Origin of the sequence: Solirubrobacter soli DSM 22325, assembly GCF_000423665.1 — a bacterium.
Taxonomy (GTDB): Bacteria; Actinomycetota; Thermoleophilia; order Solirubrobacterales; family Solirubrobacteraceae; genus Solirubrobacter; species Solirubrobacter soli.
In genome coordinates, this window is the sequence record NZ_AUIK01000024.1 from 129,804 (window position 1) to 150,821 (window position 21,018).

15 protein-coding genes are annotated in these 21,018 nt (G+C 71.0%); 14 read left to right on the forward strand and 1 reads right to left on the reverse strand.

The genetic code is table 11. The features are described from left to right. The first annotated feature begins 359 nt into the window (after nt 1-359). The 14 genes from G569_RS0119455 to G569_RS0119530 all read left to right on the forward strand — a co-directional run bounded on the left by G569_RS0119455 (nt 360) and on the right by G569_RS0119530 (nt 20,490). Entirely contained in the window at nt 360-2,405 is a 2,046-nt protein-coding gene (locus G569_RS0119455; protein ID WP_028064655.1) for an ATP-dependent helicase, read from the forward strand. A 28-nt stretch (nt 2,406-2,433) separates the two neighbouring features. Continuing rightward, the gene (locus tag G569_RS58440) at nt 2,434-3,294 is read left to right on the forward strand and encodes a hypothetical protein (protein ID WP_053226674.1); all 861 of its coding nucleotides are present in this window, start codon (nt 2,434-2,436) and stop codon (nt 3,292-3,294) included. Next, nucleotides 3,291-3,686 carry a hypothetical protein gene (locus G569_RS0119465; protein ID WP_028064656.1) on the forward strand — a complete coding sequence of 132 codons (396 nt, stop codon included), beginning with the start codon at nt 3,291-3,293 and terminating at the stop codon, nt 3,684-3,686. Before G569_RS58440 ends, G569_RS0119465 begins: the two co-directional genes overlap by 4 nt. An 81-nt stretch (nt 3,687-3,767) precedes the next feature. After that, complete coding sequence (locus tag G569_RS0119470; protein ID WP_028064657.1) at nt 3,768-4,685, forward strand: PD-(D/E)XK nuclease family protein; 918 nt, start codon at nt 3,768-3,770, stop codon at nt 4,683-4,685. Between the two features lie 106 nt (nt 4,686-4,791). Continuing rightward, nucleotides 4,792-7,320, forward strand: coding sequence for an Ig-like domain repeat protein (locus tag G569_RS0119475; RefSeq protein WP_084285242.1), 2,529 nt, complete (start codon nt 4,792-4,794; stop codon nt 7,318-7,320). 211 nt (nt 7,321-7,531) lie between these two features. Further along, entirely contained in the window at nt 7,532-7,741 is a 210-nt protein-coding gene (locus G569_RS0119480) for a hypothetical protein (RefSeq protein ID WP_028064659.1), read from the forward strand. A 457-nt stretch (nt 7,742-8,198) separates the two neighbouring features. Beyond that, nucleotides 8,199-8,927 carry a DUF6946 family protein gene (locus G569_RS0119485; RefSeq protein WP_028064660.1) on the forward strand — a complete coding sequence of 243 codons (729 nt, stop codon included), beginning with the start codon at nt 8,199-8,201 and terminating at the stop codon, nt 8,925-8,927. A gap of 298 nt (nt 8,928-9,225) precedes the next feature. Beyond that, nucleotides 9,226-12,300, forward strand: coding sequence for a helicase-related protein (locus G569_RS0119490; protein WP_169542194.1), 3,075 nt, complete (start codon nt 9,226-9,228; stop codon nt 12,298-12,300). Between the two features lie 204 nt (nt 12,301-12,504). Beyond that, nucleotides 12,505-15,174 (forward strand): TrlF family AAA-like ATPase, encoded by a 2,670-nt coding sequence (locus G569_RS62750; protein ID WP_157592152.1) that lies wholly within the window; start codon nt 12,505-12,507, stop codon nt 15,172-15,174. 133 nt (nt 15,175-15,307) lie between these two features. Continuing rightward, a complete protein-coding gene (locus G569_RS0119510) occupies nt 15,308-16,294 on the forward strand; it encodes a nucleoside 2-deoxyribosyltransferase (protein ID WP_028064663.1) in 987 nt (328 codons plus the stop codon). 349 nt (nt 16,295-16,643) lie between these two features. Continuing rightward, complete coding sequence (locus tag G569_RS58445) at nt 16,644-17,189, forward strand: metal-dependent hydrolase (protein ID WP_053226675.1); 546 nt, start codon at nt 16,644-16,646, stop codon at nt 17,187-17,189. A gap of 83 nt (nt 17,190-17,272) precedes the next feature. Next, nucleotides 17,273-18,316, forward strand: coding sequence for an AAA family ATPase (locus G569_RS0119520; RefSeq protein WP_028064664.1), 1,044 nt, complete (start codon nt 17,273-17,275; stop codon nt 18,314-18,316). Further along, entirely contained in the window at nt 18,316-20,217 is a 1,902-nt protein-coding gene (locus G569_RS0119525) for a vWA domain-containing protein (RefSeq protein ID WP_028064665.1), read from the forward strand. The genes G569_RS0119520 and G569_RS0119525 overlap by 1 nt, the downstream gene beginning before the upstream one ends. Before the next feature lie 69 nt (nt 20,218-20,286). After that, on the forward strand, nt 20,287-20,490 hold the full coding sequence (locus G569_RS0119530) for a hypothetical protein (RefSeq protein WP_028064666.1): 204 nt from the start codon (nt 20,287-20,289) through the stop codon (nt 20,488-20,490). A 189-nt stretch (nt 20,491-20,679) separates the two neighbouring features. Here the strand turns inward: G569_RS0119530 and G569_RS49865 are convergent, their stop codons facing one another. Continuing rightward, nucleotides 20,680-20,901 (reverse strand): hypothetical protein, encoded by a 222-nt coding sequence (locus G569_RS49865; protein ID WP_037497671.1) that lies wholly within the window; start codon nt 20,899-20,901, stop codon nt 20,680-20,682. Nucleotides 20,902-21,018 lie beyond the last annotated feature (117 nt).

Below are 21,018 nucleotides of genomic sequence, written 5' to 3' on the forward strand. Positions count from 1 at the left end.
ATCCGCCCTGGTCGTCGCGGACCAGGTACGAGCCGTCGGCGTTGCAAGCCACGAGCTCGCGAGCAACGTCCGTGACGGCATGGGTCTTGCGGCCATAGCGGCCGACCTTCGCCAGCGGGTAGTCACCGGACACGTGCCAATCGTCGCACCTCTGCGCCCGCGATGACGTCGATGCCATGCACTTCATGCCGTAGTGGCTGGTCCGATCCGCTGGCCGTGTGTCTCTGTCTCTCGTGACTGACGGGGACACCCCGTCTTGGACCGGCGGCGCCCGGCCCCGAGCCGTACGGGCGCGGGACGCCACGAACTCCCCACGCCGCCAGCCGGCGTGTGCCTTCTTTTCCACCTGGAGGTGATGCATGACGCATCCGCACGCGGGGGTCCACGGCCCCTGCCCGCGCGAGCGGGCACCGGATGACCTACTCGCCGGGCTCACGCCCGAACAGAAGCGGGCCGTCCGCCACGGGCCCGGCCCGCTGTTGATCGTCGCCGGCCCCGGCACCGGCAAGACCCGCACGCTCGCCCATCGCGTCGCGTACCTGCTCGCCACCGGCGCCGCGGCGCCCGGCGAGATCCTGGCCGTCACGTTCAGCGTGCGCGCCGCCGGCGAGCTGCGGCTGCGACTCGCCGACCTGCTCGGCGAGCAGACCGCCCGCGGCGTGCTCGCGGCCACCTTTCACTCCGTTTGCGCCAGGCTGCTGCGCGAGCACGCCACGCTGTTCGGGCGCACCGACGCCTACACGATCTATGACCAGGCCGACGTTCGGCGCGTCATCGACGCGCTGCTCACCGACCACGGCCGACCGGCCATCCAGGATGCGATCACCGCCTGCGGTCAGCCACCGGCAGCCGAGCTCGAGACCGAACTGGCGCTAGCCAAGAGCCGGCTGCTGGAACCAGCCGGCTACCTGAAAACCAGCCGCCTCCCGTCCGCGCCGGTCGCGAGCGCCGTGTGGCGCGCACTCGACGCCGAGCTCGAGCGCTGCAACGCCTTCTCGTTCGACGACCTGCTCGTGTTCGCGGTGCGGCTGTTGCGCGAGCAGCCCGCCCGGCTCGCGCACCTGCGCGGCCGCTGGCGCTGGCTCGTGGTCGACGAGATGCAGGACACCAACCAGGCCCAGGCCGCGCTGGTGCAGCTGCTCGCCGGCTCCGGAGGCAACGTGACCGTGGTCGGCGACGACGACCAGGCGATCTACCGCTTCCGCAGCGCCGAGCCGCGCAACATCCTGGCCTTCGGCGAGCGCTACCCGCGCCACGAGCGCGTCGTGCTCGGGCGCAACTTCCGCTCGCGCGCCGAGATCCTGACCGCCGCGACCTGCTGCATCGCCGTCAACGAGCTGCGCCACCCGAAGGCACTGGTCGCCGTCCGCGGCGGCGGCGGGCGGATCAGCACGCGCGGGTTTGCGACCGACCGCGACGAGGCCGGCTGGGCCGCGGGGCTGATCGCCGACGCGCTCGCGGCGGGCACCCCGCCGTCCGAGGTACTCGTGCTCGCCCGTACCGCGTTCGCGCTCGGCCCGATCCAGGCGGCGCTCGCGGCGGCCGGGATCGCGCACCGCGTGCTCGGCTCGCTCGGGCTCTACGAGCGTGCCGAGGTCCGCGACGCGCTCGCCTACCTCGCGCTGCTGGCCAACCCGCGCGACGCGCGCGCCTTCCGGCGCGCCGTGCAGGCGCCGCGGCGAGGCGTCGGCACGGCCACGATCGGCCGCCTGGTCGCCGCCGCGCGCGAGCGCTTCGACGGCGACCTGATCACCACCTGCGCCAACGCCCACGTCCTCCACGGACTCCGCTCGCAGGCGACCAGGGACGCGCTCGCCACCTTCGGCGCCGGCCTGGACGGCGTACGCGCGCAGTACCGGGCCGGGCGCTCGCTCGGCCACGTCGTCGTCGCCACGCTCACGCTCGACGGCGGCGTCGTCGCCCACCACCAGGCGCGCCGCGACCACGCCCCGCGCGCCGAGCAGCGCCGCGACGGCGAGCGCGTGCTCGAGGACCTGCGCTCGCTCTGCCGCGCCGCCCAGACCCACGCCGACCAGGTCGGCACCGCCGCCTCGGTCACCGGCTTGCTCGAACACGCCGCCGGCCTGCACGCCGAGGAGATCCGCCCCGGCGCGGACCGCCGCATCACCGTCAGCACCATCCACCGCGCCAAGGGCAGCGAAGCACAGCTCGTCGTGCTGCTCGGCTGCGAGGACCAGCTGCTGCCCTCGTGGCGCTCACTGGCGAGCGCCGACCCCGAGGACCTCGAGGAGGAGCGCCGGCTGTTCTACGTCGCCGCCACCCGCGCCAAGGACCACCTCGTCCTCACCCGCTGCCACGTCCGCGGCGGCCGCGCCACCGGCGGACCGTCGCGCTTCCTCGCCGAGGCCGGACTGGACCTCGGCCGCCGCGCGCTCGCCGCCTAACGCCCCCATCCTTTCCGGAAGGACCACCATGACCCACCACACCGCCACCGCGGCCGGTCCCGTGCCGCCCGCGCGCACCCACGACGAAGCGATCGCGCTGTTCCGGCGGCCGTTCGCACCCGGCGCCGTGGGCTTTCGCGCCATGAGCAAGGTCCCGTGGAACGAGGACCCGTGGGGCGGCGCCCAGGTCGCCGCCTACATCGGCGCCCAATCGGTCCTGCAACGCCTGAACTGCGTCGTCCCCGGCCGCTGGCGCATGAGCTTCGCGCCCGTCGACGGCGACCTGCTCGCCGCCGCCGCCGACGGCCAGACCCGCCGACGGCTCTACCTCGCCTGCCGGCTGCACGTCACGCTCCCCGAGGTCGTCAACGGGCCCGACGTCGAGGCCGTCTACGAGGACGTCGGCGAATGCGACGCCGGCTCGCTGGCCGGACTGAAGGCGCTGTACTCCGACGCGCGCAAGCGCGCCGGCGTGGCCGCCGGGATCGGCGCCTACCTGTACACCGCGCTGGCCGCCGTCGTGCTGCCGATCGGCGACGCGCCCCGGCACGTGCAGTGTCTGCGCCGCAACGGCAAGAGCGACCTGCTGCTGCTCTCCCCCGAGACCGAGGCGTGGCTGCGCGCCGGCTACCGCACCCGGATGCTCAGCGAGACGGTGGTCCGCGACCTCGGGCCGATCCTCGCCCACGGCGAACCCGACGACGGCATCGGCCAGGGCGAGAGCACCGACGCCGCCGCGCACCCCACGCCCGAGACGCCCGCCGACCCCCACGCGACCGCCGCTGCCGAGCCGGCCGACGTCCCCAACGGGCACGCAAGCAACGGCAGCGGCGAGCTGGTCACGATCGACTTCGGCGGCCTCGGCCCCGCGACACCGCCCGCGGCGTGAGCCCGGCCCGCACGCGGCTGGCCGCACTCGCCGCGGCCGCGGGGTACGGCCCGGACACGCTGCTGCTGATCGCCGAGGCCGCCCTGCCCGCGCACCGGCCCGGCGACCGGCTCGACGACACGCGGCTCGCCCACGTCGCCACCGCGGTCGAAGTGCTCGCCCAGTGCGGCCACCGCGCCGAGGCGATCCCGGACCTGGTCGGCTCCTACCGGCTACGTCACCGCGATGGTCGCTGGCGCGAGCCCTTCTGGCGCGCCCAACTGAGCATCGCCGCGCTGCGCTTCAACCACCCGCGCTTCTACGGGCTCTCCCCGTGCGAGGCCGACCCCGCGCGGCTCGCCGCGTACAGCGCGCAGCCGGCGGCGGTCGCGCCGCTCACGCGGGCCGCCTGATCCCGAACTGCTCTCCGGAAGGAGCCTCCCCTGTCCGTCGTCGCCTCACTCGCTTCGCCGAGTCCGCACGCGCCCACGCCCGTGGGCGCCGCGGAACTCGCCGCACGCATCCGCATCCCGCGCCGGCTGCCCGTCCGCCACGATGGCGAGCCGTTGCGCCACCTCTCGCACTCCTCCTACTCCAAGTTCCTGCTCTGCCCCGACGACTGGCGCCGCCACTACCTGCTCGGCGAGCGCACCCCGCCGAGCGGGCACATGTTCCTCGGCGCGCGCGTCGACGACGCGCTCTCCACCTACCACCGCCACCTGCTCGCCTGCGGCGAACGGCTCACCCTGGACCAGCTCCAGGACGACTACCGCGACCACTGGACGCGCGAGCTCGCCGCCGAAGCGGCCGACCGCGGCGTGCACTGGGACGCAGAGCTCGACGAAACCCGCGCGTTCACGCTGGGCCTGGAGGCGCTCGCGCTCACGCGGCGCGAACTGCTCCCGCTGCTCGGACGTCCCGTCGCGGTCCAGCGCGAGCTCGACTACGCGCTCGCGCCCGGGCTGGATTGGACGATCCAGGGCTTCCTCGACCTCGAAACCCTCCGCCCCAATGACGATCGCGGCGGCGAGCTCGTCCCGGCGATCGTCGACTACAAGGTCAAGAACACGCTGCACTCACAGGCCAAGGCCGACAACGATCCGCAGGCCGGGCTCTACCTCGCCGGCCGCTGGCTCGCCGGAGCGCCCGCCGAGCACTTCTGCTTCGCCCAGATCGGCAAACCCGGCAAGCGGCGCAAGACGATGAACACGAGCTTCGTCGTCACCCGCCGCTCAGTCAGCGAGCTGCGCGCGACGCTGGCGCGGATCGCCCAGACCGCCAGCCAGATCCATGCGCTCTACGAGCGCTACGGGCCAGACGAGCCGTGGGGGTTCGCCGACCCGAGCGGATGGAAGTGCTCTCACCGCTACTGCGGGCATTGGGCGCGCTGCCCGGGCGGCGGTGGGCTGTGACACGTGACGCTCGTCGCCCTCGGGCGCTGAAGCATTCTTGACGAAGGGATCGATGGCGGCGTAGGGTCGTATAGGAGTCTCGCGTCGCCGAAGGCGCGGGGTTGAAATGAGCTGTCCTGTCGCCAGCAGCGGCGGTTGCATACGCCGAGCAGGGTGCGCCGCCGTCGCATCGAGAATCGTCGAACTCCACCGACGCCATCGAGGCGATCGCCGGCTGGCAGTACGTCGCCTTGCGATCACGACCACTGTCGCCTGTGCGCTGACGTGGACAATCACCGCGGCCGCCCTGGCAGTAACCGTCGACTACCCCGACTTCTCGAGCACCGCCGGGCTCACACTCAACGGTGCAGCCCAAAGGCAAGGCAACGTCCTGCAACTGACGCCTGCTTCACCGAATACCCGCGGTAGCGCGTTCTTCGGGACTCGGATCGATCCGGCGGTGCCGTTCCACACTTCCTTTACCCTCCGGGCTCATGACGGCACGGCTGGGCTTGGCCGCTTTGCGTTCGTGATCCAGCGGTCGAGCAATGGTCCCAACGCCCTCGGCATGGCCGGTGACGGCCTCGGCTATGGCGGGCTCACGCCCAGCGTGGCGGTCGCGGTACAGCCCAACCGGCAAGGTCTCGGCGGCGACCAGATCGTGCTCGTCCAGAACGGCGATCTCGACCAACTTCTGTACTCGTACTGGCAATCAGGCTGGCCGGCCTTCGGGCAGACGCTCCGGCTGTTCATCGACTACTGGCCGCAAACCCAGATCCTGCGCGTCGCCGGGGATATTCCGCTCAACCATCCAGTCTTTTCCGGCGAGCCGCTCTTCGAGCGAACGATCAGCCTCTCGAGCGCACTCGGCGGACTCAGCTGGGTCGGGTTCACCGCCTCAACCGCGGACACGACCGCCGCGCAGGACGTCCTCAACTGGCACCTGGACAACCAGCGTCGCGATCTCACCCGGGTGCAGTTCGCTCTGAGCCGGGGCGCGTCGGGTCCCGACGAAGCGCGCGCCAGCTTCGCCGTGAGCGACCTGGAATACCCGGCTCAGACACCCAGCGGCCACGTCCAACTGATCGTCGACGACGTCCCTGTCGGGTCGGCGGTCGAGCTCGACGCCACGGGACACGCCACCACGACCGTATCCATGACCGGCGGCGTGCACGTCGTCTCCGCTGTCTACCGCGCCGACGGCCCGGACTTCTCCGACACCCGCGACACGATCCTGTACACGGTCGCCGCCGACCAAACGCAAACCACTCTCACCAGCTCGGCTGCGCACCCGACGATCGGGCAGTCGGTCACCTTTACCGCCCGGGTAAGCGACTCCGACGAGCCGGGACTCACCCCGACCGGTCACGTCCAGTTCAGCATCGACGGGGACGCAGCCGGCAACCCGGTCGCCCTCGACGAGCACGGCACGGCCACCTTCACAACGGCGAGCCTGGCGAGCGGAACGCGTGCCGTGATCGCGGCCTACCAACCAGATCGGCCGGCCGCGTTCGTCAGCAGCCAGGCCGAATTGGCCCAAGGCGTCGAACGCCTGAAGACGGCCACAACCTTGACCGTCGAACCGGACCCGACCGTGGCCGGCCAGGACGCGATGTTCCGTGCCGTCGTCCAAGCCGACCCGCCGGCGAGCGGGCAGCCGACCGGCACGGTGGTCTTCACGGAGGCCGACGGCACCCCGTTCGCGGCTGCGGAGATCCACGACGGCAGAGCGCAGGCCCCCGCCTCGGCCAGCGCCGGGCATTACACGGTGCGAGCCGCGTACAGCGGCGATCAGCGCTTTGCCGCGAGCGTGGGCTCCGCTGACCAGACTGTTCTGCGGGCCAAGACCAAGACCACCATCGCGAGCGCTCCCAACCCTGTCGCCGCGGGCTCGAAGGTGAGCTTCACAATCACCGTGACGACGCTCGCTCCTGGCGACGTCGAACCCCTCGGCACCGTTGCGCTGCGGGTCGACGGTGTCGACGCGAGCGATCCGTTCGAGCTCGAGGATTTGCCCGACGACCCGGACAGCGGTGTGGTGGTGTTGACGGGCACCGCGACCGGTGCCGCGCGGACGGACGCGATCTCGGCGAGCTACAGCGGGGACGAGGACACTGAGCCAAGCACCTCCGCCGCGCTCCTCCAAACCGTCACGGCAGCTCCCGCCGCACCGGCCGTCGCGACACCCACTCCGGCAGCCAGCCCACCGGCGCGCGCGACGCAAGCGACTAGCGCCAAGGAGCTGGCTGCGATGACCGCGACGCTGACACGCGCACTCAAGCGCAGCGGCCGCGCCGCCCTCACCACCACACGGCAGCGGCTCACGGTGGCGGCGCCCGGCAAACTCCAACAACAGGTGTTCGCGACACCCGCCGAGGGGGCACCCCATGCCAAGCCGATGCTGCTCGCATCCGCGACGCATAGGTTCGCCACTGCAGGAAGCGGCACCATCCGCCTGCGCCTCACCCCCATCGGACGACGGGCCCTGCGCCGGAAAGCGACGCTCACGGCACGGATCGTCACGACGTTCACGCCGAAGCACGGCACGCCAATCACCAGCGAAACCGGACTGAAGATCCGTTCACCGGCCCAAGCACGCGCCGCCGCCCGCCCCACGGGCCCCGGGGGCTGGATCATGATCGCGTCTCGGCACTGAGAAGTCCCCCGAGTCCGACTGATGAGCGAGCGCCGACGCACGATTGCCTGCCCGCTGTCGCCAGCTTCAAGGTCGCACTGTGCGTCGAAGCCGAGGCGGAGCAACACCGCTAGCCTGTCCGTGCCTTGCCGGGCGCTGCTGGCGGGTCGGCAGCCCCGCGGAGCACTTCTGCTTCGCCCAGATCGGCACGCCCGGCAAGAAACGCAAGACGATGAGCACCGCGCTCGTCGTCACCCGCCGGTCGACCCGTGAGCTGCGCGCCACGCTCGTGCGGATCGCGCAGGCCGCCAGCCAGATCCACGCGCTCTACGAACGCTACGGACCAGATGAGACATGGGGGTTCGCGGACCCGAGCGGCTGGAAATGCTCGGCTCGCTACTGCGGGCGCTGCGGCCGCTGTCCCGGCGGAGGCGGGCTGTAGGCGAATGCATGACTGCGATGTGCTTCATGGGCTGCGCGGTCGTCAAGTACCCCGGTACAGGAGGATGCCTCTGCGTCGATCAGGACGCCGCGTACGAATCCGTCGCGCGCGGCGCCCTCTCGTGCACGCGCGCCACTCCAACGACAACGGACTACACAACGACAACGGACTACAACGACAACGGACTGGACGTTGACGCGGGACCACAACGACTTCCATGCTCACGCCGATTGCGACTGCGCTTCACCGTCGGCGATCCTGGGAGCGACGCGGTCACCGAGGCCGCGACGCCCGCGTGAGGCTGCTCGCCCCGACGCTCAACGAGTGGGGAACACGGCCGTACTGACTGCTCAGACGACGCGGGGCGGCACGGCCTCTGCTGACTACGCTGCGCGCATGCCCACCGACAGCGAGGCGATCACCGATCCGGACGCGTTTCTCCCGCCGCTGCGAGTGCGTGGCGTTCGCGGCGCCGATCGAGTCGCTCGGCGACTGGCTGTGTCTGGCGCCGCCGGCTGGCCGCGCCAAGCAGTGGCGCGCCGGACGCTCCGCGCGCGAACTCGCGACCGCGTGGTTGCGTCCAAACCGGCCGGCGCTGCCAGAGGAACTCGCGCTGCTGCTCGTGTCACGGCCCGAAACGACCGGCTTTGCCGCCGGCCTGGCCCGGCCGGAGGCGCAACTACGGCTCGATGAGCACGCGGGCGCCACACGCAACGCCGACCTGCTGCTCCTTGGGACCGCCAACGGCGGGCGCACGCTGATCACGATCGAGGCGAAAGCCGACGAGCCGTTCGGACCCACGGTCACCAAAGCGCTCGACGACGTGGCCGAGAAGCCGACATCCAACCTCCCGGCGCGCATCACCAACCTCGTGGAATTGGTGTTCGGCGCCGACGTCGACGCGGCCGCGTTGCGCTACCAGCTGCTGCACGGGCTCGGCGCGACCGTCCTCGAGGCCAAGCTCCGTGACGCCGAGCAGGCGGTGTTCGCCATCCACGAGTTCAAGACGACAGAGACCACCGCAGCCAAGCACGCGCAGAACCACCACGATCTCGCCGTCTTCTTGGCCGCGCTCGGCGCAGACCCACCGTCACCCGGTGAGCTGCAGCGCATCACGATCGCCGGAACACCCGACCTGTCGGTCTTCATCGGACTCGCGCGGACCGACACCATGGCCACCGGCTGAGCGGCGACCGCCCGCGACGCGACGGGCGATCGTGGCGCACGGCGACGCGAATCGCGCGAGATCACCGTCCGGGGCGATTGACCTCCTACGCCAGGAACCGCGCGCACGGTTGAGCGGCGAGCAGCCGCGCCAAGGGCGGGCGGCCGTGCCGTCGCCGACCCGCGGGCCCTCGGCCGCGCCACTCCCAGCCGCCGCGAAGGCCCCACTGACCGCCCCGCCGAAGTCCTCACCCGCCGTGGTCTCGCCCGCCCGCATCACGGCGCGCTGCACGGCACATCCCCGACACAAGGAGCCCACCTTGTCTCACACGAGCTTGACGGCCGCAGACCGCGGCCGACCCGCCGACGCGCCCCCGAAGCGACCGCCGGCGCCCTCGACGCAGCACACGCCGCTGAGCCGGATCGAACGGCCCGACTCGGCCGCGGGGCTCGAGACCGACGCCGCTCGCCAACTGGCGCGTTGCTTCGGCACGCTCGGGCCGCCGATCGACATGCTGCACCCCGCGGCGTGGCGACGACTGGCCGCCGACGAGCCGGTCGACCTCAACGACCCCGATACGTGGGTCGACGCCGACGCGCACGCCGCGGCGGTCCTGCGCCGCCACGGCATCACCGGCGTGCGCGCGACCCGACTCGAGCTGCGGGCCGTCCGCCAGGTCGCGCGCGAACAGGCCCAGGCCGACCGTGCCGCCGGGCTCGACTGGACGCGCGTCACCACCCCGGCGAGCGCGCTCGACGACGCGCTGCGTCGCGCGCACGCGCGCTTGCCGGTCGACCTCGACGACCCCGCCGTCTGGGTCGCGCCGGAGGACCGCCAGCGCGCGCTCGCGCGCCGGCTCGGCCTGGACCCCGCCGTCGCGACGCAGGTCTCGCACTGGGCCGTCGAGCACCTCGACAACTTCGACGCCGACGACCTGCGCTGCTGGCGCATCGCCTCGCACCCGTGGTTGGCCCTCGCCGACCGCCAGCTGCCACCGGTGGAGCAGGTCGAGCGCCCGGTCGGCGTGTTCCTGACGCCCGCGCGCGAGGACGGCTGGGAACTCGCCCCGACCTTCTCGCTGAACGCGATCCGCACGCTCGCCGCGCTCGGCGCGAGCCTGCACACCGATCTGCGCTCGGCCACGCTGCCCGCGCACCTCATCCCGGAACTGCTCGAGCGCTGGAACCCCCGCACGCTGCACGCCGGGCCGCGCGAGAACGCGGACGCCGCCACGCCACTCGCCGAGGCGCTCACCCGCGAACTCGGCCAGAGCGTGAACCCCTGCGCCCCCGAGCACCCGATCGACCGCTGGGGCCGCATCCTCGTCCGCCGCCAAAGCCACACCACGACCGGCGGCACCGAGATCGCAGAGATCTCACTGCGCGTCGTCACCCTGCCCGTGCGCCGCCTCCCGCGCCGCCGGCTCGGCTCGGCACCTTTCGACGAATTCCACGCGACCCAAAGCGCGGTTATGGAGTTCGGCGAGGCCGTCCAGACCGCGATCGAGCACGGCCTGCCGCTGCTGCTGTCCTCCGAGGCCTCCGGGGAGCTCAAGGACACCGTGCGCGTCGGACGCATGAAGGGCCGCCCCGGCCTGCTCGCCATCACCACCGCCGACGGCCCGAGCGCGACCACGCGCCGCATCGTGGGCGAGCAGGCGATCGCCGAACTGCGCGAGCTCAAGCGCAGCGGCTCGAGTGTCACGCTCGACGCGGGCGCGCGCCAGCTGGTGCGCATGGTCCGCGCGCGGCCGCTGGCCGACGACCCGGTGCTGCTCGGCCGCCAGCGCGAGCTCGCGGCGCTGAAGGTCGTCGGCTCGGGCGTCGACGCCTCGCAGACCGGCACCGGCAAGACGATCACCTCCGGCCGCGCGCTCGCGCACCGCGCCGCCACCACCCCGCGATTTCGCGGGGCGATCGTGGCCGAGGGCCGGCTGCTCGGCCAGTGGCGCGATGAGCTGCTGCACGGCGCGCCCGCGCGCGGCCTGCCGGCGCTCGCGCCGAACGTCGACGTGCTCGTGCTCGCCGAGCACGGCCCGATCGCCGGCCGGATGCGCCGCTTCGACCGCGAGCTCGGCGACCGGCCGGGCGTCGCGCTGGTGGCCAACGGCGTGCTCGACCGCCACCCCAGCGAGCTGGCCGCGCTGGACTGGCACCTGCTGATCGCCGACGAGGCGCTGCGCTACGCCAACCCTGCCACCGAGGCCCACCAGGCCCTCGCCCAGCTACGGATGTCATCGGTCGCCGACTGCTGGCTATTGACCGCCACCCCGCGCGGCAAGGACGCCGAACAGCTCGATGTGCTCGTCGGGCTCGCGCTCGGCGACGAGGCGATGATCCGCGAACGGCTCACCACGCGCGAGGCCGGCGACCTGCTCGACGAGCTCAACGCCCACCGGCTGCGCGTCAACTACGGCCCGCACCTCGTGCGCGTCACCCGCCAGGACATGCAGCCCTGGATGCCCGACGTCCGCCCCGCCCAGCCGCTCGCGCTCGAGGCCGACACCGCACTGGCCGAACTGCTGGACGCGATCCGCCGCGGCGGCCGCGAGGCCTACCGGCGACTGCTCGAACTGCTGCGCGAGCTGCGCGACCTCGAACCCGCCAGCCCGGTCTACAAGCAGGCGCTGGCCGAGATCGCACGCGTCCAAGGCGTGGTCCTGGGAAATGTCGGCGTCTACGTCGACGCCTCCGTCGACCCCGAGACGCTCACGCACTCCAAAGCCGCGCTCGCCCAGGCGCTCTGCCGACAGGGACTGGTGCTCGAGGCGATGCGCGGCGGCGGCGACGGCCAGCCGCTGCTGCGCGGCGTGACCGCCCAGACCCTCGCCGGGATCGCCGGCGAGGAACAGGTGCTCGTGTTCGCCGAACGCGTGCGGTGCCTACGCCAACTCGCCGCCACGTTGCGCGAACGCCACGGCATCGAGACGTACGCCGCCGACGGCTCGATCGCCAGCCGCGAGTTCGAGACGCTCAAGAGCCGCTTCACCGCCGGCGAGTTCCCGATCCTCTGCCTCTCGAAAGTCGGGCAAGAGGGCCACAACCTGCAAAACGCGAGCGTGCTCTGTCACCTCGACCTACCGTGGCTGCCCGCCGGACTCGAACAGCGCGTCGGACGCGCCGCGCGACCCGGAGCCGCGCGCGGGTGGGTGCAGACCTACATCCCCTACATCCGCGACGCCGGCGTCGCGCACGTCGTCTCGATCCTCTCCCCACGCGGCGGCGAACACCACCAGGTGCTCGACTCCTACGAGGGCGTCGCCGCGGCCGACTCCACGATCGCCACCCAGCTCGGGCAGATCACCGGTGAGATCGCCGAGCACAAAGACCTGGCCGGCTACGCCGGGACGGCGGCAAAGCTGCGCGTCGCGGCGAGCGTGTTCGGCGTCGGCTGATCCCGCGCGTCGTCGCCGCTGTCACGCGAAGGCGAAAGTGGCGAGTCCGTCGACGAGGGGGCAATCGCGACTATCCCGACTATGCCCCGAACCGCATTGGCCGACAGCTCGCCGGCCCGGGCATCTGATTGGGCAGTTCCGGACTCTGCCACGCGCCCTCAGGTCTCATTGACGTAGCTCGCATCGCAACAATATGCTCGACTAATGGCATCCGTTCCGGGCTGGCTGACTGAATTGCGACATCCAACGCGAGAGCAATGGGTGCGATGTGCACTGCAGGTCAACCCGTTTGCATACGGAACGCGTCACGGGGTCGACTCGGGATTCACGGAAGAGGGTGCGTACAACGACGCGTTGATAGAGGCTCTTCTCGAGGCTGACGTTCGTCTCATCGCGGTCACGGATCATTTTCGGATTGCGGATAGCGAAAGTCTGCTTTCGGCCGCGCGGGCGGCAGGGATCGTGGCTCTTCCCGGATTTGAGGCCAGCACGGTTGAGGGAGTCCATTTCCTCGTTGTGCTCGACGAGCAGTCGCGTATCGGCGACATCGAGCGACTGATTGGCAAATGCGACGTACGCGACGTCGACACCCCTTCGCCACACAGCGGAATCTCGTCAGTGCGGCTGCTGCGGCTATGTGCGGACGAGAAGGCCGCATGCATCGCTGCGCATGTCACGCACGCGAACGGTCTCCTCGAACACCTCCAAGGGCAGGCGCGTAAAGCTGCCTGGAAGTCGGAGTATCTCTACGCGGTAGCGATACCCGGGTCGGTGAACGTGGTTCCTGAGCGGCACAAGACGATCCTCCTTAACAAGGATCGTGAGTACAAGCGCGACATAGTACCGGCGCTCCTGAACGCTGGAGATGTGAGTTCCCCTGAGATGGTTACGCGACCCGGAGCGTCGTGCCTGCTGAGACTCTCAGCCGTTACCCAGGCTGGGTTGCGCCACGCGCTTCTCGATCCGGCCTCGCGCGTCCGACTCGACACCGATGAGCCGCGCCGGCCACGTCCGTGCTTGGTGGCGCTTCATTGGGAGGGAGGCCTGCTGGATGAGCAGACGATTCCTCTGGCAGGAGAGCTCAACGTGCTCATTGGTGCGCCTGGAGCAGGGAAGTCGACTGTGATCGAGAGCATCCGGGCGGCGTTTGAGCTAAGTCCATCAAGTGCGCGTGCGAGAGAGGACCATCACGGGATCGTTGAGAAGGTTTTGCGGAATGGGACAACCGTTTCGGTGGTGATCGACCATCCATCGCCGGCGCCCGTCCGATACGTGATCGAGCGTCGGCTCCCGAACCCATCGGTTGTTCGGGTTGCGGAGTCGTGGGCGACGTCCGATCGGCAAGTTGCTGATCTTGCCCCAATCCCTCAGATCTACGGTCAGCACGAGATCGCAGATCTTGCCGCGGACTCCGCTCGCCGGACGGCGCTGCTCCATCGATTCGTCGGGCGACGCGAAGACCTCCAGGGCGAGTACGACGAAACCGCCGCGTCGCTGAAGCGATCGAGACGACGCGTGCACGAAAGCGCCAGCAAGGTCGAGGAACTTCAGGCAGAGCTATCTCTGCTTCCGGGGGCTCGGGAGAAGCTCAAGCTCTTTGGAGAAGCCAACGTCGCAGACCGTGTGGCCGAGCAAGTGCTTCTCGACCGTGAGTTTCGCGTGATCGAACGCGCGCGGAGCCTCATCGATGAACTGGGCGAACTCCTCCAAACCTTTGGCGACGAGCGCCCAGATGGCCTACTCGATCTTTCATCCGTGGCTGAGTCGCCGTTCCTGCCGCAACTAGAGCGCGCCGGCTCGGCCGTCCACAAGCCCTTTGCTTTGGCGACCGTTCAGCAACAGACGCTTCGCACGGCACTCGACGGCGCGACGACGGATGTCGGCGTGATATTCGACGAGTGGAAGACTCGGCGGGCAGAGGCAGACCAGACGGTCCAAGCGGCCCGCGCGCAACTCGAAGGCGAAGGCATCGACTACGAAGACTTCAGGGCTGTCCAGCAACAAGTCGACAAACTCGGAGAGCTCGAGCCGAAGCTGCAGGCTGCCACGTCGGCGAGAGACAAAACGGTCACTGCTCGTCGCGAGCTTCTCCTCACGCGCGAAAAGCTTGAAGCGACCATCCTCAAGGGACTTCGCAAGGCAGCGAGTCGTGTGTCCACCATGCTCGCACCGTCCGTGCGGATCGAGGTGAACGCGGTTGTCGATCACGACCTGATCGAGCGAATTCTTCGAAAGCCTGGCGGTCGCCTCAACGAATCACTCACGCTGTTCCGTCAGGACGCGACGTTCTCGGCGCGGGCACTCGTCGAGACGGCCCGCAGTGGCACGGACGCGCTCGGCAAGAAGTGGGGGCTGCCGCCGCAGCAAGCGGCAAAGATCGCTTCGCTGCCCCGGCTCGTCCTCCTCGAACTCGAGGAGGCGCCGCTTGGCATCACGACTGCGATCCAGCTGAATACGGCGCCAGAAGACAGCACCCCGATCTGGACGCCGATCGAGGAACTGTCGAAAGGTCAACAGGCGATCGCGGTATTGCTGCTCCTCCTCTTGGATTCCGAGGCGCCGCTCATCGTTGACCAGCCTGAAGATGATCTCGACAACCGCTTCATCTCGACCCGAGTTGTGCCCGCCGTCCGCGACGCAAAGCACCACCGGCAGTTCGTGTTTTCGACCCACAACGCGAACGTACCCGTGCTTGCTGATGCTGAGCTGGTCATCGGGATCTCCGCAAAGGACTCGGACCAGCGGCGCGGCGAGGTTCTCCCGGAACACATCGGTGCGGTTGATGCACCGTCTGTACGCGCGCTCATCGAGCGGCGACTCGAGGGCGGACGCGACGCGTTCGAGGCGCGTCGCCGCCGGTACCGCCTAGATTGAGCATGTCTGCGACACGCGACCTGCCTCGCTTCGAGACCACGACCGACTCTCACGACTTCTACGTCGCTGAGACGCTCGGTACCAGTCGTGATTGCCAGCGCGCGGCCGCCGACGCGTGACACACAATCGCCGCATGGACACGATTCCGCTCAGCGACCCGCAACGCCGACTCGTTGAGACCATCTACGCAGGCCTGTGCGAGGCGGGCGAGTGGCCGGCGACCCAGTACGTCGACGCCCGCTTGGATCGCGACCACGGTGACGACTTCGAAGTCGTCGCGTCGTCCTTGCCGGCGACCATGATCATCTCCGATCACTCATCGTGCAGGACCCATGTGGCGGCGCTCGCGCAGATCGGCGCAGCCTCCATGGACTTAGAGCACTTCGTAGCGCTGTTGCGTTACGCGGCCCAGCGTGAGCGAGAGATTTTGCCGCCTCCAAAGCCGAGCACGATGGTGGTACCAGAGGTCTCGCACTTGGAGAGCAACGCCATTTGGGATCGGCAGCTCGACGGCGATGAGTTGAAGCGGCTGTTCGAGCTCACATCGCTCGAGGGCGTCCCAAACGTGGGCTCACGCGGCAACGACGGCTCATGGGGACTCAGCTTGAATCGCGGGCTACGTCGTTACCGCGATGTCAAGGATGTCGCCGACTACGTGCGGCGACGCCCGGAACCGCCGAGCCCGCAGTGGATCTCCCCGCCGCCGGCCCAGCCGTACGTGTTCATCGTCATGCCGTTCCGGGAGGCCTGGTCACTGAATGTCAAGGACTGCATCGAGCAGGCCTGTCGCGAAGTTGAGCAGACAATTTCCGGCCTCCGATGGGAGCGTGCGGACGATATGACCGAGACGGGCCGCATCACAGACCACATCGTCGCGGCGATCGAGCGGGCCGACGTACTTGTCGCCGACATCACGGGCAGCAACGCGAACGTCATGTTCGAGCTCGGCTACGCGGACGCGCTAAACAAGCGCATTATCGTCCTAAATCAGGACACTGGCACCACGCCGTTCGATATCAAGGACTGGCGTCAGATCGCGTATGCCAGCAACGAGCTTCCGGCCGCGCGAGCCCAGCTCATCGGGTTTCTCCACGGCGCTTTGAGAGCGTCCGGCGCGTGACGTCGCACAAGGGCGGCTCGACCACATCTGTGCCGCGTTGTCCGGACAAGAACTTTCGCGCGCGCTATGTGACGCGGCCGTGCGTTCGTGGTTCTCATCCATCGGAGCCGCCAAATGACAAGACTCGGCGAGTTGGCAGACGTCGATCCTCAAGTTGCTGTCGCTTTGCGCGAGGAGGAGCGGCCGCGCCGACTACGCGGCCGGCCGCCCCTTTGCACGAGTCGCGTCAGCTACGGTCGGCCGCGCGAGGCAGCGCCATTCGTGGGGGTCTTGCGAGTCGAGCTCGGACGCTTCGCGCGGGGCCGGCCCGACGTCCGCCCCCGTCCGTAGCGTCTGCAGCACGCGCTGGATGACCCATCAGATCACCGGTGTCGGCGCCGCCGCGGTCTCCGCCGCCGCGCTCGAGGTCCCGAGCACCGCCGCAGCCGTTCTCGTTGGAGCGGCGTGGCTTGGTTCGATGCTGCCCGACGCGGATAAGCCCGGTGCGCACGTCCACCAGCGAACCCGCATGGAGCGTCGGCACATGTCGGCGCGCGTCGCTGGAGCGCTCCTACGACTGCCGCTGCGCCTGCTCGCCCTGCTGCCGCACCGCGGGATCACGCACTCGCTGTTGGCGTGCGTGCTGACTGCCATCGTCGCCGGAGCGGTCGTCGCGTTGGTCGCACCCGAACTCGCGATCGCCGCCGCGGCCGGCGCCGGCATCGGGTATGCCGCGCACATCGCCGGTGACGCGTGCACGCCGGGCCGTGTCGCGCTGTGGGCGCCGCTGTCGCGCCGACGGCGATGGCTGCTGCCCGCGCCGGCGCGCATCCCGACCGGCAGCCTGCGTGAAGTCGCGGCCGCGATCGTGCTCGCAGCGCTCTCGCTGGCCGCCATCGCCGTCCTCGCTGGCTGACCCGCCGGCCACACCAACCGCGGAACCGCCGACCCACAGCGGGCCGCCACCTCACCCTCGCCATGACGAAAGGAGCCGCTCGCATGAGCGCGATCACCGCTGCCCTGGCGCAGCTCGACGATGTCGCCGCCGAAGGCGACCTCGCCCCCGACCCCCTCCCCTCCGACGCGCTCGAGCTCCAGGCACCGAGCGACCCGATCGTCCTGCCGGACGGCAAGCGCATCTACCCGCCGCTATTGCACGGCGAGCGCGTCGACGCCCTCGCGCTCGCGCTGTTGGACATGGACGACCCGGCGCGCTCGAGCTTCCTGCGTCTGGTCGGCCCGCCCGGCGCGGGCAAGAGCCAGATCGCGCGCGCGATCGCCTACCACCTGTGGACCGAGCGCGGCCACCACGTCGAGGACCGTCGCGGCGCGCCCTTCTACGGCTTCGTGGAGATGCAGCCCGGGCCGAGCTCGGACGAGTTCTTCTTCCGCCACGAATGGGTGCCCGTCGCCGGCTCGGGCGGACAGGTGTCGCTGGTGGACTCCGCGTTCGTGCAGGCGATGCGCGAGGGCTGGGTGGTGATGATCGACGAGGTCAACACCGCCCGCGACGTCTGCCTGCTCTCGATCAACGCCACGCTCGACGGACGCCTCGCGCTGTATCTGTCGGCGACCGGCGAAACCGTGATCGCCCAGCCCGGGTTCGCGGTCATCCTGGCTTACAACCCGGGCCTGGTCGGCGCGACCGACATTCCCGACGCGTGGCACTCGCGCTTCCCCGCCACGCTCGAGGTCACCAGCCATTGGCCCGCGCTCGCCGCGCTCGGCGCGCCCGCCGCGCTCGTGCGCGAGGCGGCGGTGCTCGACCGTCAGCGGATCGCCGGCGAGGACGGCCTGACCTGGACGCCGCAGTTTCGTGACGTCGAGTCGCTGTGGCGGATGAGCGAGCGCGTCGGCGAGCGCGCCGCGCTGGCCTTCTTCGCGTCCAACCTGCACGAGCAGGTCCAGGCGGGCAAGCTGCAGGACGCCGAGGCCGCGGCGGCCTGCCGGATGCTCGACCAGGCCGGCTACGCGCAGTACCGCGTTCGCCCGAGCGGCGGCGTCCCCAACCTGCACGGCTACGCGCGTGCGGTGACCGGCTGATGGCCGTCACACATCGCGGGCCGGCGCCGTTCGTCCAACAGCTGCACCGCGCCGCCGCCCAGCGCGGCCGGCTGGAGCCGCTCTATCAGGACCTCTCCGAGCAGCTCACGCGGATCCTGCAGCGCCTGTACCCGGTGTGGGCGCTGATCGGCCCCGGCCTCTCAGACCCCGCGCACATCGAGGTCCATTCGCGCTGGATCTACCTCGATGCCGATGAGCTGCTCGGCCCGCGCGACGCGCTCATGGCCGGCGAGCTCCCGCGCCGCCACGTGCTGCGCACGTTCGGCGTCGCCTTCCACGAGACCTTCCACGGCAAGCACACCAAGCGCTGGACGGTCGAGCGCACGGTGGCGCTGGAGCGCTCCGACGAGCGCGATGCGCGCCTGCTCGGCGCCGACCGGCGGCTGCTGGAGGAGCCGCGCATGGAGGCGCACGGCAGCCGCGACTTCCCGAGGGAGTCGATCCGCGGTCGCTTCGTGCGGCACGCGCTGCAGGCCGCGGTCGCCGACACGCTGCTGCCACGCTTCGCCGCCGAACTGCTCGCGCCCGCCCTGGCCGGCCGGCCCGTGACACGCGAGCTCGCGGGCACCGCTGCCGTCTACCTGCGCGCGCGGACGGCCTACGGTGCCGCCGACCCGGCCACACTGACCTGGCTCGAGCCGATCTGGCAGACCGTGCTCGGCGAAGACGATCTGGCCGCGCTCGACGCCCTGTTCGCACGGCTGATCTGGATCGCCGACGGCGACGACGACGCCCTCGACCGGGCCGCGCGCGAGTACCGGACGATCATCGCCCAGCCCGAGCCCGACGACGGCGATGGCGACACGTCCGGCGAAGGCGCCGGGTCCCCGGTTGCCTGCGACGTCGGCACGGGCGGTCCGGCCGGCGGCCCGGGCGACGACGCCGGTACCCGAACGGGCGCGCCCGGCGGTGAGACCGCAGCCGGGGGCGAAGACGGCGGGAGCGCGCCGACGGCGGGCTCACTGGCCGAGGCGCTGGAGAAGGCGCTCGCGCAGTCCCGCCCCGGCCAGCTCGAGCAGCTCGAGCATGAGGTCGACCTGCGGGCGCTGCTCGACGAGGTCGCCCGCCACGGCGCGCACGCACCCCGCCGTGGCGGCGGGATCGGGACCGGCGCGCCGTGCGGCCGGATGCCCAACCGCGGCGTCGACCGCCCGCCGTTCCCGGACGAGGTCGCGCAGGCGCGCCGCTACGCCACCCGCCTACGTCAGGCGATGACGCTCGGCACGCGCACGATCGACAAGCGCACGCCCGGCGGGCACTTCGACGGCCGCGCCTACGCCCGCGGCCAGGCGCAGCGCGCCCACGGCCGTCCCGTGAGCACGCACCCGTGGCGGATCACACGCCAGATCAGCGCGCCGATCCAGGAGCCGCACGTCGCGCTGGTCATCGACACGTCCGGCTCGATGGGCGCCTACGAGTACGCGCTCGGCCCGATCGCCTGGATCCTCTCCGACGGGCTGCGCCAGATCGGCGGGCGCTGCGCGATCGCGCTCTTCGGTTCCGGCGCCGGGTTGCTGACCGACGGCGGCGAACGGCTCCGGCTCGTCCCGGGCATCCAGACGGGCGGCGGGACGGTCTTCGCCGGCGACGCGATCGTGCTCGCCTGCGACCAGCTCGAGATGACCAACCCGCGCCGTCCGCGCTTTTCGTACGTGTTGAGCGATGGCGGCTGGTACGACACGCCCGCGGGAGTCGAACGGATCCGGTGGCTCGCCGACCACGGCGTCCCGACCATCCACATCGCGATCGGCGCTGCCCCGCTCTCCGTCGAAGCCGACCGGATCGTCGTGATCACCGACCCCGCCGACGCGCTCGACCAGATCGCCGCCGACACCGTCGAGGCCCTGCGCGCCGCGAGCGGTCGCCGGCGCACTCGCTGAGCCCCCGCACACCAAAAGACCTCACGCGCCGCCGGCATCACCGCGGGCGCTCGAATCGAAAGGACCCACATGTACCTCGTCCCGGTGCTGCTGGGCGTCGACGCCGACGACCCGGCGAGCGCCAGGGCGGAGATCGAATCCGCCCTGCGCGACCACGCCGTGCACGTCGACGCCGCCCGCCACCTCTCCCCCGCGAGCACCGCGCTCGCCTCGTTTCACCTGCTCGTCTACGCCAACGGCATCGAGCTGCCACCGGCCGCGCGGCCGCGCTGAGCGGCGCGCTCAGGCCGCGCCGGCATCGCGCCGCGCCCAGACCCGGCGACCGCGTCGCCTCGCTCGACGAGACGCCACGAGGCGCGCAGAGAACTCCTCGCCGGTCGGTTCGCGGCCGAGCTCCCGCTGCAGCGCCGCGCGCTCGCTCCGGTCGGCCTCGATGCGGCGGCGGGCGGCCGGACCCACCCACTAGCCCATGCCGAAGAGAAACAGCGTCCAGCCAACGACGTGCAACAGCACGCCGCACGGGCCGAACAGGCCCGGCGCGTGCACGAACGCCGCGGTGCGCGGGAACAGCGCCACCACCACGAACGCCCGCCCCACCGCCTCCAGCGTTTGCCGCGTCGAGCGCACCATCCACCCGGGATGGCGCGCCACGCGCCCCGGGTGACGCGCGATCCGCGCCGGCACCCGGTTACCCGCGCCGCGTCCACCCCGCCACCGCGACCCCAACCGCCGCGGACGCCTCGAGCGCCCGCGACGCCGACTCGACCCTCATCCGAAAGGACCCCATGCCACACCCCACGG

What these genes read in the sequence shown, in the direction of transcription:
- G569_RS62750 (WP_157592152.1), top strand. Translation starts at nt 12,505, where the DNA reads ATGGCATCCGTTCCGGGCTGGCTGACTGAATTGCGACATCCAACGCGA.
- G569_RS0119475 (WP_084285242.1), top strand. Translation starts at nt 4,792, where the DNA reads ATGAGCTGTCCTGTCGCCAGCAGCGGCGGTTGCATACGCCGAGCAGGG.
- G569_RS0119480 (WP_028064659.1), top strand. Translation starts at nt 7,532, where the DNA reads ATGAGCACCGCGCTCGTCGTCACCCGCCGGTCGACCCGTGAGCTGCGC.
- G569_RS0119520 (WP_028064664.1), top strand. Translation starts at nt 17,273, where the DNA reads ATGAGCGCGATCACCGCTGCCCTGGCGCAGCTCGACGATGTCGCCGCC.
- G569_RS58440 (WP_053226674.1), top strand. Translation starts at nt 2,434, where the DNA reads ATGACCCACCACACCGCCACCGCGGCCGGTCCCGTGCCGCCCGCGCGC.
- G569_RS58445 (WP_053226675.1), top strand. Translation starts at nt 16,644, where the DNA reads ATGACCCATCAGATCACCGGTGTCGGCGCCGCCGCGGTCTCCGCCGCC.
- G569_RS0119455 (WP_028064655.1), top strand. Translation starts at nt 360, where the DNA reads ATGACGCATCCGCACGCGGGGGTCCACGGCCCCTGCCCGCGCGAGCGG.
- G569_RS0119530 (WP_028064666.1), top strand. Translation starts at nt 20,287, where the DNA reads ATGTACCTCGTCCCGGTGCTGCTGGGCGTCGACGCCGACGACCCGGCG.
- G569_RS0119525 (WP_028064665.1), top strand. Translation starts at nt 18,316, where the DNA reads ATGGCCGTCACACATCGCGGGCCGGCGCCGTTCGTCCAACAGCTGCAC.
- G569_RS0119510 (WP_028064663.1), top strand. Translation starts at nt 15,308, where the DNA reads ATGGACACGATTCCGCTCAGCGACCCGCAACGCCGACTCGTTGAGACC.